The organism is Pseudomonas sp. PvP001 (assembly GCF_040546375.1).
GTDB classification, from domain to species: Bacteria; Pseudomonadota; Gammaproteobacteria; order Pseudomonadales; family Pseudomonadaceae; genus Aquipseudomonas; species Aquipseudomonas coleopterorum.
Window position 1 is genome coordinate 1,419,463 of record NZ_JBEPNQ010000001.1, and the last position, 16,286, is coordinate 1,435,748.

The following is a 16,286-nucleotide window of genomic DNA, read 5'->3' on the forward strand; positions in this document are numbered from 1 at the left end:
CCCTCTCCTTTCTCTATTTGTGTGCGCCTACCGCTACTGCCGTTTTGAATCAGAAATTGCCTTGCACCCAACGCTTCAGCCGTTCCAGCACCGGAGCCTTGGTGTCATCGCTATAACTGCTGCTGTTGCTGATGCCTGACAGGTTCAAGCCATCGGATTGCTTCTGCAGGCCGTACATCAGCAGGCCCACGCCGGTGGAATAGATCGGGTTGCTGATGACGTCACTCAGCCCCCGTACGCTATGCGGCACGCCCAGGCGCACCGGCATGTGGAAGATTTCTTCGGCCAGCTCGACCGCGCCTTCCATTTTTGCCGTACCACCGGTCAGCACGATGCCGGCCGGGATGAGGTCTTCGTAGCCGCTGCGACGCAGCTCGGCCTGGATCAGGGTGAACAGTTCGTCGTAGCGTGGCTCGACGACTTCGGCCAGCGCCTGGCGCGACAGCTCGCGCGGCGGACGGTCGCCGACACTGGGCACCTTGATGGTTTCGCCAGCACCGGCCAGCTTGGCCAGGGCGCAGGCGTAACGGATCTTAGATCTCTTCGGCGTACTGCGTGGGGGTCCGCAGGGCCATGGCGATGTCGTTGGTGACCTGATCGCCCGCAATGGGGATGACTGCGGTGTGACGGATGGCGCCTTCGGTGAAGATGGCGATATCCGTGGTACCGCCGCCGATGTCGACCAGGCACACGCCCAGTTCTTTCTCGTCATCGGTCAGCACCGAGTAGGCCGAGGCCAACTGCTCGAGGATGATGTCGTCGATTTCCAGGCCGCAGCGACGAACGCACTTCTCGATGTTCTGAGCCGCGTTGACGGCGCAGGTCACCACGTGAACCTTGGCTTCCAGACGCACGCCGGACATGCCCAGGGGCTCGCGCACGCCTTCCTGGTTGTCGATCACGTAATCCTGCGGCAGGGTGTGCAGGACGCGCTGGTCGGCCGGGATCGCCACGGCCTGGGCCGCGTCCAGAACGCGTTCCAGGTCAGCCGTGCTGACCTCACGGTCGCGAATGGCCACGATCCCGTGGGAGTTCAGGCTGCGAATGTGGTTACCGGCAACGCCGACGAACGCCGAGTGAATGCGGCAACCGGCCATCAGCTGGGCTTCTTCGACCGCACGCTGGATCGACGCCACCGTCGACTCGATGTTCACCACCACGCCCTTCTTCAGGCCGCGCGAGGGATGGGTGCCGATCCCCACGATGTCCAGCGTACCGTCGGCCGCGACTTCGCCCACCAGCGCCACCACCTTGGAGGTACCGATGTCCAGCCCGACGATCATTTTGCCGCTTTGCACGTTTGCCATGGTCCTGCCTCTTGTCAATTCTTCGCGACGGCGGGCTTGTCCGCCGTCGGGGCGCTCGGTTCACGCCAGCCCACGGCCAGGCCGTTGGCATAGCGCAGGTCGATACGCGCGATATTCGTGATCTGGTCTTTGAGTGTCTTGTCGTAAATGGCGATAAAGCGGCGCATTTTTTCCATCAAGTGGTCACGTCCCAGCAACAGCTCGATGCCTGGGCCGGCGCTTCCTGCGCCTGTGGTGAGAAACCAGCTGCCGCGTTCGGTCAGTTCCAGCCGGGCTACCGAATAGCCCAGCGGACGCAACATCTGACTCAGCACCTGGTATTGCTGCATCACCTGCTGTTGGGCCCGTGCCGGGCCGAACAACTGCGGCAAGTGTTCGTAGTTGCCCAGTTCGCGAGGCGCGAACGCCTGGCCCTGGTTGTTGAGCAGTGACTCGTTGCCCCAGCGCGCGACCGGCAGTTGCTCTTCCAGGCGAATCACCACCTGGTCGGGCCACACCCGGCGTACTTCGGCGTGGGCGATCCAGGGCATGGTCTCCAGCTCGGTGCGCATGCGGGTCAGGTCGATGCTGAAGAACGTGCTGCCGACGTAAGGCTGGATACGCTCCTGCACCGACTGCTGGTTGATGTAGGCCAGGTCGCCCTGCACCGACACCTTGGTGATCGGGCGGTCGGCGTAGGGCATCAGGTACTGGGCGCCTTCATAGGTGCCAAAACCCAGACCCACCAGCAGCACCGGCCACATCAGCTTCTTGAAGATGCTGAAGTTGGCCTTGGGCAGACGTACCGACAGTGGCTCCTTGGCCACCATGCGGCTTGCACCCCGCGGCACCGGCTTGTTGCGACCGATGGCAGGTGACTGATGGCGAATCATTGGGCCGTGCATGGTCTTACCCTCGCGCCTTGCAACTGGCGGCAAGAATCGCCAGCACCAACTGCTGGAAATCCAGGCCAGCCGCTTTCGCCGCCATGGGCACCAGGCTGTGATCGGTCATGCCTGGAGCGGTGTTGACCTCCAGCAGCCAGAAACGGCCCTGCTGGTCCTGCATCACGTCCACGCGCCCCCAGCCCTGAATGCCGATGGCATCGCAGGCGCGCGCGCAGAGGTCGATGAGCTCCTGCTCCTTGGCGGGCGCAAGGCCACAGGGAACGCGGTACTGGGTATCGTTGGCGACGTATTTGGCGTCGTAGTCGTAGAACGTGTGGGGTGTGCCCAGCGCGATGGCAGGCAGCATCTGGCCACGCAGCGTCGCGACAGTGAACTCAGGGCCCTGGACCCATTGTTCGACCAGCACTTGTGAGTCGTAGGTGCTGGCGGCTTTCCAGGCGTCGACCAGTTCGTCGACGCTGTTCACCTTGGCCATCCCGATGCTTGAACCTTCATGGGCGGGTTTGACGATCAAAGGGAAGCCCAGTTCCCCGGCCGCGAAAATACAATCCTGTTCGCTCGCCAGCACGGCATGCGCCGGGGTCGGCAAGCCGAGGCTCTGCCACACCTGCTTGGTGCGCAGTTTGTCCATCGCCAGGGCGCTGGCGAGGATGCCGCTGCCGGTGTAGGGAATGTCCAGGCACTCGAGCAGGCCCTGCATGCTGCCGTCTTCGCCGCCGCGGCCGTGCAGGATGATGAAGGCATGGTCGATCTTCTGCGCTTGCAGGCGCGCCAGCAGGTCATCGCCAACGTCGATACCGAACGCGTCCACGCCCGCGCTCTGCAAGGCCTCCAGGCACGCGGCGCCCGATTTCAGCGACACCTCGCGCTCGGCGCTCTTGCCGCCGTAGAGCACGGCCACGCGACCGAAGTCGCTGGGCATGATCTGCGAACGCAGGGTGTTGAGATCCAGAATGTTCATTGCGATTTCTCCGAGGCCTGCGCGAACAGCGGGCTTTTGAGCAACTGCGGGGCAAGGCCGCCGATGTCGCCGGCACCCTGGCAGAGCAGGATGTCACCGGCGCGCAGCAACGGCTTGACCAGTGGCGCCAGCTCGACGCCGCGTTCGATATAGATGGGGTCCAGCTGGCCGCGCTGGCGGATGCTGTGGCACAGCTGACGGCTGTCGGCGCCCGGAATCGGCTCTTCGCCCGCCGGGTAGACCTCCATCAGCAGCAACACATTGGCATCGGCGAGCACTTGTACGAAATCGTCGTACAAGTCGCGCGTGCGGCTGAAGCGGTGGGGCTGATATACCATCACCAGACGTTTATCGGGCCAGCCGCCGCGCACGGCGGCGATCACGGCCGCCACTTCGCGGGGGTGATGGCCGTAGTCGTCGACCAGCATCACGCTGCCGCCTTCGACCGGCAGTTCGCCGTACACCTGGAAGCGCCGGCCAACGCCCTGGAATCCGGACAGGCCCTGGACGATGGCGCTGTCGCTGATGCCTTCGTCGGTGGCGATGGCGATCGTTGCCAGGGCATTGAGCACGTTGTGATTGCCTGGCATGTTGACCGACACGTTGAGCGGCTCGCGGTCGCGGCGCAGCACCGTGAAGTGGGTCAGCATGCCTTGCTGGCGCACGTTGATGGCACGCACGTCGGCTTCTTCGCTGATGCCATAGGTCAGGGTCGGACGGGCGATCTGTGGAAGGATCTCGCGCACCACCGGGTCATCCAGGCAGACCACGGCCAGGCCGTAGAACGGCAGGTTGTGCAGGAACTCGACGAAGGTCTTCTTCAATACGTTGAAGTCGCCGCCGTAGGTCGCCATGTGATCGGCGTCGATGTTGGTGACCACGGCCACCAGCGGCTGCAGGTGCAGGAAGCTGGCATCGGACTCATCGGCTTCGGCGATCAGATAGCGACTGGTGCCCAGTTGGGCATTGGTGCCAGCCGCATTCAGACGACCACCGATGACGAACGTGGGGTCCAGGCCACCGGCCGCGAACACCGAGGCGATCAGGCTGGTGGTGGTGGTCTTGCCATGGGTCCCGGCCACGGCGATGCCGTGCCGATAGCGCATCAGTTCGGCGAGCATCTCGGCGCGCGGCACCACCGGAATCCGGCGTTCCAGCGCAGTGGCAACTTCCGGGTTGCTGGTATTGACGGCACTGGAGACGACCAAAACGTCGGCGCTGGCGGCGTTTTCGGCACGGTGGCCGATGAAGATCTGCGCGCCGAACGACGTCAGTCGCTCGGTCACCGGCGAAGCCTTGAGGTCGGAACCCGAGACGTCGTAGCCCAGGTTCAGCAGCACCTCGGCGATGCCGCACATGCCCACGCCGCCGATGCCGACGAAATGGATGCGACGGATGCGGCGCATTTCCGGTTGCGGAATGGCTTTCTGGTTCTCAACCATGGGCCACCTCCAGGCAGACGTCGACCACATTGCGCGTGGCATCGGGTTTGGCCAGGCGGCGGGCAGTGCTCGCCATGCTCAGGAGCTTTTCGGGTTGCATCAAAACCTCTTTCAGGCGCTCGGCAAGTTGCGCCGCGCCGGTTGTCGCTTGTGGCATGAGGAAGGCAGCGCCTTCGCGGGCCAGATAATCGGCATTGCGTGTCTGGTGGTCGTCGATCGCGTGGGGCAAAGGCACCAACAGCGACGGCAGGCCGGCGGCGGCCAGCTCGCTGATGGTCAACGCGCCCGCGCGGCAGACCACCAGGTCGGCCCAGCCATAGGCTTGGGCCATGTCCTTGATGAATGGGGCGACCTGCGCCTCGACACCGGCTTCGCGATAACGCTCGGCGGTGATCTCATCGTGTTTCTTGCCAGCCTGGTGAAACACCTCAGGCCGGTATTGCGCCGGAACCTGCGCCAGGGCCTCGGGCAACAGCTTGTTCAACGGCTCGGCGCCCAGGCTGCCGCCCAGGACCAGCAGCCGTGGCTGGCGCCCGATCAGGGCCTGGCGCGGGGTTTCCATGAACAACTCGCTGCGCACCGGATTTCCCGTGGTCCGGCGCTTGGCCGAAGCGGCGAAGGTGTTGGGGAAAGCTTCGCAGACTCGGCTGGCGAAAGGCACCAACAGGCGATTGGCGGTACCGGCAACGGCATTCTGCTCATGGACGATCACCGGTACATCGGCCAGCCGCGCGGCCACGCCGCCAGGACCGGTCAGGTAACCACCGAAGCCGACCACGCACACCGGTCGCAGCCGGGCAATGATGCGACGCGCCTGAACCACGGCCTTGCAGATGGCGAACGGCGCCTTCAGCAGGGCCAGTCGGCTCTTCCCACGCACACCGCTGACATCGATCAGATGCAACGGCAGGCCGTTGGCCGGCACCAGCTCGTTCTCGATGCCGCGCGGCGTACCCAGCCAGTGCACGCTGAAACCGCGCGCCTGGAACTCGCGCGCACAGGCCAGGGCCGGGAACACGTGTCCGCCGGTGCCGCCAGCCATGATCAGCACATTGCCTTTACCGGCCATGGGGCGTCTCCTCGGCGAAATCGCTTTCGCTGAACTCCACCTCTTCGCTACCCAGGTGCGAGCGGCTTTCCCACTCGATGCGCAGCAGCAGCCCCAGACAGGCGCAGCAGATCACCAGCGAGCTGCCGCCGTAGCTGAGGAACGGCAGGGTCAGCCCCTTGGTGGGCAGCAGGCCGACGTTCACGCCGATGTTGATCAGGAACTGGCCGATCCACAGGAACGACAGGCCATACGCCACGTAGGCCGCAAAGTACTGCTTGGCCCGCTCGGCCCAGTAACCGATGTACATGCCACGAATGCAGACGAATACGAACAGTGCGACCGTGCACAACGAACCCACCACGCCCAGCTCTTCGGCGAGCACCGAGAACACGAAGTCGGTGTGGGCTTCGGGCAGGTAGAACTGCTTCTGCACGCTGTTGCCCAGGCCGACGCCGAACCACTGGCCACGGCCGAAGGCGATCAGCGCCTGGGTCAATTGATAACCGGAGCCGAACTGGTCGCTCCACGGGTCGGTGAAGGTGATCAGACGCGCCATGCGATACGGTTGTGCCTGAACCAGCACGAACACCGCACCCACCGCCAGAGCCACCATCAGGGCGAAGCGGAACAGGCCCACGCCACCCAGGAACAGCATTGCGGCTGCGGCACCCATCATCACCACCGTGGCACCGAAGTCAGGCTCCATCAGCAGCAGCCCGGCCATTGGCAGCAACACGAAGAACGGCTTGAAGAAGCCCATCCAGCTGTCGCGCACTTCCTGCTGGCGACGCACCAGGTAGCCTGCCAGGAAGATCACCACGAACACCTTGGCGATTTCCGAAGGCTGCACGTTGAACATGCCGAAGCCGATCCAGCGCATGGACCCGTTCACTTCGCGACCGATGCCGGGCAGCAGCACCATCACCAGCAAGCCGAATGCAGCGATCAGCAGCGTACCGCCTATGCGCTGCCAGGTAGCGATGGGCACCATCATGGTGACGATGCAGGTGCCGATACCGATCACCAGGTACACAAGGTGGCGAATCATCATCGACAACGAATTGCCCGAGTTGACCGCCGCCACTTCCGAAGAAGCCGAGGTGATCATGACCAGACCGAGGCCCAGCAGCGCCAGGCAACCGGCCAGCATGGCGAAGTCGATATCGATCCCGCGGCCGCTGATCAGCGGCGAGGGAAATGGCTTGATGACACCGAAGATCATGACAAGCCCTCTACGGCATGGGCGAACAGGCGCCCGCGCTCTTCATAATTCTTGAACATGTCCAGACTCGCGCAGGCCGGTGAGAGCAGCACGGCATCGCCGGGCTGGGCCAGTTCGGCGCAGCGCTGAACCGCCTCCTCGATCGAGGCGACGTTGACCTGGGCAACGCCCGGACCGGCAACGGCTGCAATACGCGCGGCGTCGCGACCCAGCAGCACCAAGGCACGGCAATGACGCTGGATAGGTTGGCCAAGGGCAGTGAAATCAGCGCCCTTGCCGTCGCCACCGGCGATCAGCACAAGCTGGCCTTCGATGTCGGCGCCCAACCCTTCGATGGCGGCAATCGCAGCACCGACGTTGGTCGCCTTGGAATCGTCGTACCAGGCCACGCCATCGCGCTCGCGCAGCCACTGGCAGCGGTGCGTGAGCCCGGTGAATTCACGCAGGCTGGCCAGCATGGCGTCGAACGGCAGACCCACCGCGTGTCCCAGGGCAAGCGCGGCCAGGGCATTGGCCTGGTTGTGCGCGCCACGCACCTTGAGATCGCTGACCGGCATCAGGTTCTCGAACTCATAGGCCAGGTACTTCTGCCCGCCTTCCTCGCGCAGGCCGAAAGCCTTGAAGTCCGGCTTGTTCAGGCCGAACGTCCAGCACGGCATGCCCTCGCCGATCAGCGGTCGGCTCAGGGCATCCTGACGATTGAACACGACCTTGCGGGCGCCCCGGAAAATCCGATGCTTGGCCAGGTGATAGGCCGGCAGCCCGCTGTAGCGATCCATGTGGTCTTCGCTGACGTTGAGCACCGTAGCCACTTCGGCATTGAGCTGATGGGTGGTTTCCAGCTGAAAGCTCGACAGTTCCAGCACGTACAGCTCGACGTCGTCATCGAGCAGATCGAGCGCTGGCTGTCCCAGGTTGCCGCCCACGGCCACCCGTTTGCCGGCCGCAGCGGCCATTTCGCCCACCAGCGTGGTCACGGTGCTTTTGGCGTTGGAGCCGGTGATCGCCACGATCGGGGCCTTGGCATGACGGGCAAACAGGTCGATATCGCCGGACAGGTGCACGCCTCGCGCCGCTGCCTGCTGCAGGGCGGGAGTCGCCAGTGCCAGACCGGGGCTCACGTAGAGCTCATCGGCTCGGCACAGGAATTCCACGTCCAGCTCACCGCAACGGACTTCCACCTGCGGATAGTCGCGACGCAGCGTCGCCAGTTCCGGCGGCGCTTCGCGTGTATCGGCCACGGCAAACGCCACGCCCTGACGCGCGAGGAAGCGCACCAGGGACATGCCGCTCTTGCCGAGGCCGACAACGATGCGGAAGTGGGAAGAAGCGATCAGAGACACTCGTTCTACCTCAGCTTCAGGGTGGCAAGGCCGATCAGCACCAGAATCACGGTGATGATCCAGAAGCGTACGATGACCCGCGGTTCGGGCCAGCCCTTGAGTTCGAAATGGTGGTGAATCGGGGCCATGCGGAACACACGGCGACCGGTGAGCTTGAACGAGGCGACCTGGATCACCACCGACAGCGTCTCGACGACGAAGATGCCGCCCATGATGAACAGGACGATCTCCTGACGCACGATCACCGCGATGGTGCCCAGGGCGGCGCCCAGCGCCAGCGCGCCGACGTCACCCATGAACACCTGGGCCGGGTAGGTGTTGAACCACAAGAAACCCAGGCCGGCGCCGATCAGGGCGCCGCAGAAGACGATCAGCTCACCTGCACCTGGCACATAGGGAATCAACAGGTATTCGGCGAATTTAACGTTGCCCGACAAATAGCAAAAAATGCCCAATGCGCCGCCGACCATCACCGTTGGCAGGATCGCCAAGCCGTCGAGGCCGTCGGTGAGGTTGACCGCGTTGCTGGAGCCGACGATGACGAAGTAGGTCAGCACGATGAACCCGGCACCCAGCGGAATGCTGGCGTCCTTGAGCATCGGAATGATCAGGGTGGTTTCCACCGGGCTGTTGGCGGTCATGAACAGGAACACCGCAGCCCCCAGGCCGAACACCGACTGCCAGAAATATTTCCAGCGGCTGGGCAGGCCGCGGGAGTTTTTCTCGATTACTTTGCGATAGTCGTCCACCCAGCCGATGCCGCCGAACAGCAGGGTGACGATGAGCACGACCCAGACATAGCGGTTGGACAGGTCAGCCCACAGCAGCGTGCTGATGGCGATGGCCGAGAGAATCAGCGCGCCGCCCATGGTCGGTGTGCCTGACTTGGACAGGTGCGATTGCGGACCGTCGTTGCGTACCGCTTGACCGATCTGACGAATCTGCAGGGTGCGGATCATCCAGGGGCCCAGCCAGAGGGCCAGCGACAGCGCGGTCAGCACACCCAGAATCCCGCGCAGGGTCAGGTACTGAAAGACCGCGAAGCCTTTATAGAACTGTTGCAGAAATTCTGCCAGCAGCAGCAACATCAGTGTTTCTCCCCGCCAGAACCGCACAACGCCACCACGATGTTTTCCATCGCCGCGCTGCGTGATCCCTTGATCAAAATAGTGGTATTGGAACCCTGCTCGGCGGCCAGCGCCGCGATCAGGTCTGCCTGATTGGCGAAGTGTTGCCCCTGAGCACCGAACGCGGTCACTGCGTGGCGCATCAATGGACCGACCGCGTACAGCGCGTCGACCTTGTCGACGGCATATTCACCTACCTGGCGATGGCCAGCTTCGGCCCAGGCGCCCAGCTCGCCGATATCCCCGAGGACCAGCACGGTGCGCCCGGAAAAGCCGGCGAGTATATCGATTGCCGCACACATGGAGGTGGGGTTTGCGTTGTAGGTGTCGTCGATGACCCGCGCGCCGTTGACGGCGAGCTGCGCGACCGTACGGCCCTTGACCGGCTGCACCGCATTCAAGCCGGCCTGGATCCCGACCAGCGTCACGCCCAGGGCATGCGCAGCCGCAGCTGCCGCCAAGGCGTTGAGTACGTTGTGGGTGCCGAGCAGGTTGAGCTGGACGAAGACTTCGCCGTCGGGCCCGTGCAGGGTGAAGGACGGGCAACCACGGGCATCACTGTGCCGGGCACTGGAATGAAAATCCGCTGCGGCGTTGTCCAGCGAGAACGTCAGCACGGCATGCTGACCGGCGCGTGCCTGCCAGATCGGGAAAGCCTTGTCGTCAAGGTTGAGCACGGCCTTGCCACCCTCGCCCAGGCCTTCGAGGATCTCGCCCTTGGCCTCGACGATCTTGTCCGGACCGCCGAACTCGCCCACATGGGCGGTGCCGGCGTTGGTAATGAGCGCCACGTGTGGACGGGTCAGACCGACGGTGTAAGCGATTTCGCCCACCCGCGATGCACCCAGCTCGATCACTGCCGCAGTGTGCTGCGGCGCCAGTTCGAGCAAGGTCAGCGGTGCGCCCAGATCGTTGTTCAGATTGCCACGGGTGGCCAGCACGGGGCCTTGTGTACGCAGAATGCTGGCAAGCATTTCCTTGACCGTGGTCTTGCCGCTCGAACCGGTGATCGCAGCCACCGGGCGGCTGAACGCGGCGCGGTTCAGTGCGCCGAGCTGGCCCAGCGCCAGACGCGTGTTGGCCACGACCAACTGCGGCAGCGTCGAGCCTGGAACTGCGCGCTGCACCAGCGCGGCTACCGCGCCCTTGGCGGCGACGTCGTCCAGATAGTCGTGACCATCGAAACGAGGACCGGCCAATGCGACGAACAGATCGCCTGCAGTGATGGCCCGGCTGTCGATGCTGACACCGTCGAAGCGCGCGTCGTCACCCACCACGTGTCCGTGCAAAGTGCCTGCCAGCTGGCTGAGGGTCATGGCGTCAAGCATCGGCAGCTCCCCATGCAGCCAGAGCCTGCTCGGCCTGCTGCAGGTCGGAGAACGGATGACGCTCGCCGTTGATCTCCTGATAGTCTTCATGGCCCTTGCCGGCCAGCACGATGACATCGTCGACCGAAGCCGAATCGATCAGTTGGGCAATGGCGGTGCCACGGCCTGCCACGAAGGTCGCGTTGGCCGCGCTGGAAAAACCCACACGAATGTCGTCGAAGATGCGCAGTGGATCTTCGCTGCGAGGATTGTCGTCGGTGACCAGCACGCGGTCGGCCAGGCGCTCGGCAACTTCGGCCATCAACGGGCGCTTGCCACTGTCGCGGTCGCCGCCACAGCCGAAAAGACACAGCAACTGGCCCTTGGCGTGGGGCCGCAAGGCCTGCAGGACCTGGTCCAGGGCATCGGGCGTGTGCGCGTAGTCGACCACCACCAGGGGCTTGTCGCCACCGCCCAGACGCTGCATGCGACCTTGCGGCCCCTGCACCTGGCGCATCACCTTGAGCACGTCGTCCAGCGGATATTCCATGCCCATCAGGGCACCGACTGCAGCCAGTACGTTGCTCAGGTTGAAGCGCCCGAGCAGGCTGCTGCGCAGGCTGTATTCACCGTGTGAGGTCACCAGCGTGGCGCGCACACCGTGATCATCGAATTGCGCGTCGCGGCAGTACAAGGTCGCGCCGCTGTCGCTGAGGCTGTAGGTGATCAGCCGCGACTCGTGATCCTGCTCGGCCAACTCGCGACCGAACGCATCGTCCAGATTGAGCACGCGACACTTCAGGCTTGGCCAGGCAAACAGTCGGGCCTTGGCTTGTGCGTAGGCCTGCATGCTGCCGTGGTAATCCAGATGGTCACGGGACAGGTTGCTCAGCACGGCGATGTCGAAATCCAGCGCGGCCACGCGGCCCTGATCCAGCGCGTGCGACGACACCTCCATGGCCACGGCATGCGCGCCGCCCTTCTTCAGATCGTACAGTGTGGATTGCACGGCGATCGGATCGGGGGTGGTCAATCGGCCGCTCTGCAAGGCGCCGTAGAAACCGGTGCCCAGGGTACCGATCAGGCCGCAGTGCTCGCCCAGGGCGTCGAGCGCCTGAGCCACCAACTGGGTGATGCTGGTCTTGCCATTGGTTCCGGTCACGCCGACCATGTTCACCGAGCGGCTCGGCTCGCCGTAGAAGCGCCCGGCGATGCTGGACAACTGCGCGATCAGCCCTTTTACCGGAATCAGGGGCACATCGGTGAGCGGCAGCACGGTAGCGCCTTCCACTTCATAGGCCACGGCGGCGGCGCCCAGCTTGAGGGCATCGGCGATGTGCGCACGGCCATCGACCTTGCTGCCGGGTACGGCCAGAAACAGATCGCCCGGACGCACGTTGCGGCTGTCCAGGGTCAGCTCGCGGATCATCGGATCGCGGCTGGCTTCGGAAAAAAGCTTGCTCAGGGGCATGGTCATCAGCCGCGCCCTCCTTTTATCAATGGGGTCGCCGGTGCGGCGTTGACCTGCTGCTGCGGCACCGGCGGCGGCAGGTTGTCAGGTTGCACGTTCATCAGGCGCAGCGTGCCGGACATCACCTTGCTGAAGACCGGGGCGCTGACCAGGCCGCCGTAGTAGCCACCCTTGCTCGGTTCGTCGATCACCACGACGATCGCGTAGCGCGGGTCGCTCATCGGGCCGAAACCTGCGAACAGCGAGCGGTAGGCATTCTCGGTGTAGCCGCGCGAGCCGATGGTGGCCTTGCGCGCGGTACCCGACTTGCCCGCCACGTGATACGAAGGCACCCGCGCGCGATACACGCCGCGGGTGTCCTCGATGACTTGCTGGAGCATGCCCTGCACGGTCTTGGCGACCTTCTCGGGAATCACCTGCGCCGCGGTCGGCGGCTGGTCGCTCTTGAGAATGGTCAGGGGCACGATACGGCCGTTGTTGGCGATGGCCGCATAGGCGTGCACCAGCTGCAGCGCCGTCACCGACAGGCCGTAGCCGTAGGACAGCGTGGCGGTCTCGGCCTTGCGCCATTCGCGATGGTTGGGCAGGTTGCCGACGCGCTCGCCCGGGAAGCCCAGGCCGGTGTACTGGCCCAGGCCGACGGCGGACATCACGCGGTAGATGCTCTCGCCGCCGATGTCGAAGGCGACCTTGCTCATGCCCACGTTACTGGAGTTGATCAGAATGCCGGTCAGGTCAAGCACCGGACCTTCGGTCTTGGTCACGTCCTTGATGGTGTAGCGACCGATCTGCAGGGTGCCGGGGTACACGTCGACCTTGTCGCTGGGCTTCCAGCGGCCGGTTTCCAATGCCGCGCTCATGGAGATCGGCTTCATGGTCGAGCCCGGCTCGAACACGTCGATGATCGCACGGTTACGCATGGCCGCCGGCAGCATGGTGCGGCGGTTGTTGGGGTTGTAGGTCGGCTGGTTGACCATGGCCAGGACTTCACCGGTCTTCACGTCCATGATGACCATGCTGCCGGCCTTGGCTTCGTTCTCGGTGATGGCATTGCGCAGCTCGCGGCTGGCCAGATACTGCAGACGCAGGTCGATGGACAACGCCAAGGTCTTGCCGGCCTTGGCGTTCTTGGTGACCTGTACGTCCTTGATCAGCCGACCGCGGCGGTCCTTGATGACCTGACGCTTGCCGGGTACGCCGGCAAGCCACTCGTCATAGGCCAGCTCGACGCCTTCACGGCCGTGATCGTCGAGGTCGGTGAAGCCGACCATGTGCGCGGTCACGTCGCCCGCCGGGTAGAAACGACGGAATTCCTCGATGCCGTAGACACCCGGGGTTTTCAGGTCGAGTACCGACGCGCCCTGTTCGGGGGTCAGGCCGCGGACCAGGTAGATGAATTCCTTGCTCGCCTGAGCTTCCAGACGCTCGGCCAGGGCCTTGGGGTCTTGCCCGAGCGCGCGTGCGAGCGCGGGCCACTTGTCCTTGGCCAGCTGCATTTCCTTGGGGTTGGCCCACAGGGTGGTCACCGGCGTACTCACGGCCAGAGGCTCGCCATTACGGTCGGTGATCAGGCCGCGGTGCGCGGGAATGGGGATGTGGCGCATGCTGCGCGCGTCGCCCTGACCGATCAGGAAGTCACGGTTGATCACCTGCAGGTAGACGATCTGCGCAACGATGCCGCCGACCAGCAGCAGGAGCAGACCGACCATCAGGCGGAATCGCCACGGGAACAGTGCCCCGTCGAGCTTCATCATGGCGACACCATGCGGATTTCAGTGGCATCCGGGATGCGCATCTTCAACTGTTCGGTAGCCAGGGATTCGATACGGCTGTGAGCGGTCCAGGTGCTTTGTTCCAGGATCAGACGACCCCATTCGGCCTGCGCCTTGTCGCGCTCGCTCAGCTCGCCGTAGAGCGTGGTTGAGCAGTTGCCGATTGATGTGCGCGCTGTAGGAAACGCCGATGGCCGACACCAGCACGGCAACGAACAGCAGCAGCATGAGGAAACTGCCGCCCGGCAGCGGCTTGTTGAGCAGCTTGCTCATCGCAGCTTCTCCGCGACACGCATGACGGCACTGCGCGAGCGCGGGTTGGCCTTGAGCTCGGCTTCGGAAGCGAATTGCGCCTTGCCATGCAGCTTGACCTTGGGCACGAAGGCTTCGAACCGCACCGGCAGGTTGCGCGGCAGGTTGTCGGCTTCGCCCTTGGTGAGCTTGCGCATGAACAGCTTGACGATGCGGTCTTCCAGGGAATGGAAACTGATCACCACCAGGCGACCGCCGATTTCCAGGGCGTCGAGCGCAGCCTCCAGGCCCGCCTCGAGATCGGCCAGCTCGTTGTTGACGTGGATACGCAGCCCCTGGAACGCGCGGGTGGCCGGGTTCTTGCCCTTCTCCCACGCCGGGTTGGCGACCTTGAGCACTTCGGCCAGGTCGGCGGTGCGCTCGAAAGGCTGCACTTCGCGACGCTCCACCACCGCACGGGCCATGCGACGAGCGAACCGCTCTTCGCCGTATTCCTTGAACACGCGGGCGATTTCCTCCTCGGCGGCAGTCGCGATGAACTGCGCCGCACTCACGCCCCGCGTGGGGTCCATGCGCATGTCCAACGGGCCGTCATGAAGGAAACTGAAGCCGCGCTCGGCATCGTCGAGTTGTGGCGAGGAAACGCCCAGGTCGAGCAGGATGCCGCTGACCTTGCCGTGCATGCCGCGCTCGCGCACTTCCGCACCGAGCTCGGCAAAGCTGCGCTGTACAATGACAAAGCGGCCGTCTTCGGCCGCCAGCGCTTGCCCCGTGGCAATCGCTTGAGGGTCCTTGTCGAACCCCAACAGGCGGCCATCGGGCCCCAGGTGCTGCAGGATCAGGCGGCTATGGCCACCCCGGCCGAAAGTGCCGTCCAGATAGCAACCATCGTCGCGCACGGCCAGAGCCTCGACAGCTTCGTCGAGCAGCACGGTGATGTGATTGAAGCCGCTATCAATAGTCACAAGATCAGATCACGCAATTCTTCGGGCATGGCGCCCGGTTGTTGTATAGCTGCAAGGTCCGCCGCACTCACGGCATTCCACGCACCCTCGTCCCACAGTTGAAACTTGTTCAGTTGGCCGACCAGCATCGCGTGCTTGTCCAGCCGGGCGTACTCGCGCAGGCGCGGGGGCACCAGAAAACGTCCGCTGCCGTCGAGCTCGAGATCGACGGCATTGCCGATCAACAGGCGCTGCAGACGGCGATTGCTTTCCACCAATGAAGGCAGGGCACGAAGCTTGGCCTCGATGAGTTCCCATTCATCCAGCGGATAGACACACAGGCAAGGGTCGACGGTATCGACCGTGATGATCAGCTGACCGGAGCATTTGGAATCCAACTCGTCACGATACCGACTCGGCATGGCGAGCCGTCCCTTGGCATCGAGGTTGATCGGATTAGCTCCACGAAACACGTCGCGTTTCCCCTGAACTCAGATTTTTACGCTCGAAAAACCCACTTTTCGCCACTTCCCGCCACTCGCGCACACTATAGGAACCCCCCCACCACACCGTCAAGGCGCGTCTGTAGGGAAAAGCCTTATAGATCGGAGATTTAGAACGCAAAAGGAAGGGAAAGCGGTATTTGAGACACGCGAGGGGGAGATAAAGCCGTTAGAGTTCAAGCATCTGCGTCTTGAACTTAAAGTAGAGTCTCAAGACTAAGAATTTTTCGACATTACCAAAGGGGGTTTGGTTGCCTTTTCTTGCGAGGTCTGCGACAGGAAGCGCAGGAAAAAGGTGGAGAGTCGATCTGTAAGCCGGGTTTTGTCGAGGACAGTCATTCCTCTACGATGGCCATCGCTGGACACCTCTAGCAACCTACCCGGTTCCAACGCGGGCCGCGCCATATGGAACCCTATTTGGTCTTGCTCCGAGTGGGGTTTACCTAGCCACGAACTGTTGCCAGACGTGCGGTGCGCTCTTACCGCACCTTTTCACCCTTACCGGCGCTTGCGCGCTTAGGCGGTTATTTTCTGTGGCACTTTCCGTAGGCTCGCGCCTCCCAGGCATTACCTGGCACTCCGCCCTATGGAGCCCGGACTTTCCTCCCCCCGCTTGCCCAGCAACGAGTTGCGGAACAAAAACGGGCAGCGACTGTCCGATCGACTCTCCGGCGCGCAGGTTAACGACATGCACCGG

12 protein-coding genes, 1 other RNA gene and 2 pseudogenes are annotated in these 16,286 nt (G+C 63.8%); all 15 read right to left on the reverse strand.

Annotated features, from left to right (window positions below; genetic code table 11):
• Positions 1–49: 49 nt before the first annotated feature.
• The 15 genes and pseudogenes from ftsA to rnpB all read right to left on the reverse strand — a co-directional run bounded on the left by ftsA (position 50) and on the right by rnpB (position 16,257).
• Positions 50–1,307 (reverse strand): annotated as a pseudogene (gene ftsA, locus ABMD26_RS06485) (cell division protein FtsA).
• Between the two features lie 14 nt (positions 1,308–1,321).
• Entirely contained in the window at positions 1,322–2,191 is an 870-nt protein-coding gene (locus ABMD26_RS06490) for a cell division protein FtsQ/DivIB (protein ID WP_122741485.1), read from the reverse strand.
• 4 nt (positions 2,192–2,195) lie between these two features.
• Positions 2,196–3,155 (reverse strand): D-alanine--D-alanine ligase, encoded by a 960-nt coding sequence (locus tag ABMD26_RS06495; protein ID WP_049860623.1) that lies wholly within the window; start codon positions 3,153–3,155, stop codon positions 2,196–2,198.
• Complete coding sequence (murC, locus tag ABMD26_RS06500) at positions 3,152–4,597, reverse strand: UDP-N-acetylmuramate--L-alanine ligase (RefSeq protein ID WP_049860622.1); 1,446 nt, start codon at positions 4,595–4,597, stop codon at positions 3,152–3,154. The genes ABMD26_RS06495 and murC overlap by 4 nt, the downstream gene beginning before the upstream one ends.
• On the reverse strand, positions 4,590–5,666 hold the full coding sequence (gene murG, locus ABMD26_RS06505; RefSeq protein ID WP_354308671.1) for an undecaprenyldiphospho-muramoylpentapeptide beta-N-acetylglucosaminyltransferase: 1,077 nt from the start codon (positions 5,664–5,666) through the stop codon (positions 4,590–4,592). The genes murC and murG overlap by 8 nt, the downstream gene beginning before the upstream one ends.
• Positions 5,656–6,870, reverse strand: a complete 1,215-nt coding sequence (gene ftsW / locus ABMD26_RS06510; RefSeq protein WP_122741482.1) for a putative lipid II flippase FtsW — start codon at positions 6,868–6,870, stop codon at positions 5,656–5,658. The genes murG and ftsW overlap by 11 nt, the downstream gene beginning before the upstream one ends.
• Entirely contained in the window at positions 6,867–8,213 is a 1,347-nt protein-coding gene (murD, locus tag ABMD26_RS06515) for a UDP-N-acetylmuramoyl-L-alanine--D-glutamate ligase (RefSeq protein ID WP_134722542.1), read from the reverse strand. Before murD ends, ftsW begins: the two co-directional genes overlap by 4 nt.
• Before the next feature lie 5 nt (positions 8,214–8,218).
• Positions 8,219–9,301 (reverse strand): phospho-N-acetylmuramoyl-pentapeptide-transferase, encoded by a 1,083-nt coding sequence (gene mraY / locus ABMD26_RS06520; protein ID WP_043186836.1) that lies wholly within the window; start codon positions 9,299–9,301, stop codon positions 8,219–8,221.
• Positions 9,301–10,668, reverse strand: coding sequence for a UDP-N-acetylmuramoyl-tripeptide--D-alanyl-D-alanine ligase (locus ABMD26_RS06525; RefSeq protein ID WP_134722541.1), 1,368 nt, complete (start codon positions 10,666–10,668; stop codon positions 9,301–9,303). The genes mraY and ABMD26_RS06525 overlap by 1 nt, the downstream gene beginning before the upstream one ends.
• A complete protein-coding gene (locus ABMD26_RS06530) occupies positions 10,661–12,124 on the reverse strand; it encodes a UDP-N-acetylmuramoyl-L-alanyl-D-glutamate--2,6-diaminopimelate ligase (RefSeq protein ID WP_134722540.1) in 1,464 nt (487 codons plus the stop codon). The genes ABMD26_RS06525 and ABMD26_RS06530 overlap by 8 nt, the downstream gene beginning before the upstream one ends.
• A complete protein-coding gene (locus ABMD26_RS06535) occupies positions 12,124–13,869 on the reverse strand; it encodes a peptidoglycan D,D-transpeptidase FtsI family protein (RefSeq protein WP_161804298.1) in 1,746 nt (581 codons plus the stop codon). Before ABMD26_RS06535 ends, ABMD26_RS06530 begins: the two co-directional genes overlap by 1 nt.
• Positions 13,869–14,163, reverse strand: a pseudogene (gene ftsL / locus ABMD26_RS06540) (cell division protein FtsL). Before ftsL ends, ABMD26_RS06535 begins: the two are co-directional and overlap by 1 nt.
• Complete coding sequence (gene rsmH, locus ABMD26_RS06545; protein WP_167375909.1) at positions 14,160–15,107, reverse strand: 16S rRNA (cytosine(1402)-N(4))-methyltransferase RsmH; 948 nt, start codon at positions 15,105–15,107, stop codon at positions 14,160–14,162. The pseudogene ftsL and the gene rsmH overlap by 4 nt, the downstream one beginning before the upstream one ends.
• Positions 15,104–15,559: a division/cell wall cluster transcriptional repressor MraZ gene (gene mraZ / locus ABMD26_RS06550; protein WP_049860613.1), complete on the reverse strand. Its 456-nt coding sequence runs from the start codon at positions 15,557–15,559 to the stop codon at positions 15,104–15,106. The genes rsmH and mraZ overlap by 4 nt, the downstream gene beginning before the upstream one ends.
• Positions 15,560–15,884: 325 nt before the next feature.
• An RNA gene (gene rnpB, locus ABMD26_RS06555) (RNase P RNA component class A) lies at positions 15,885–16,257 on the reverse strand.
• Positions 16,258–16,286: the final 29 nt, after the last annotated feature.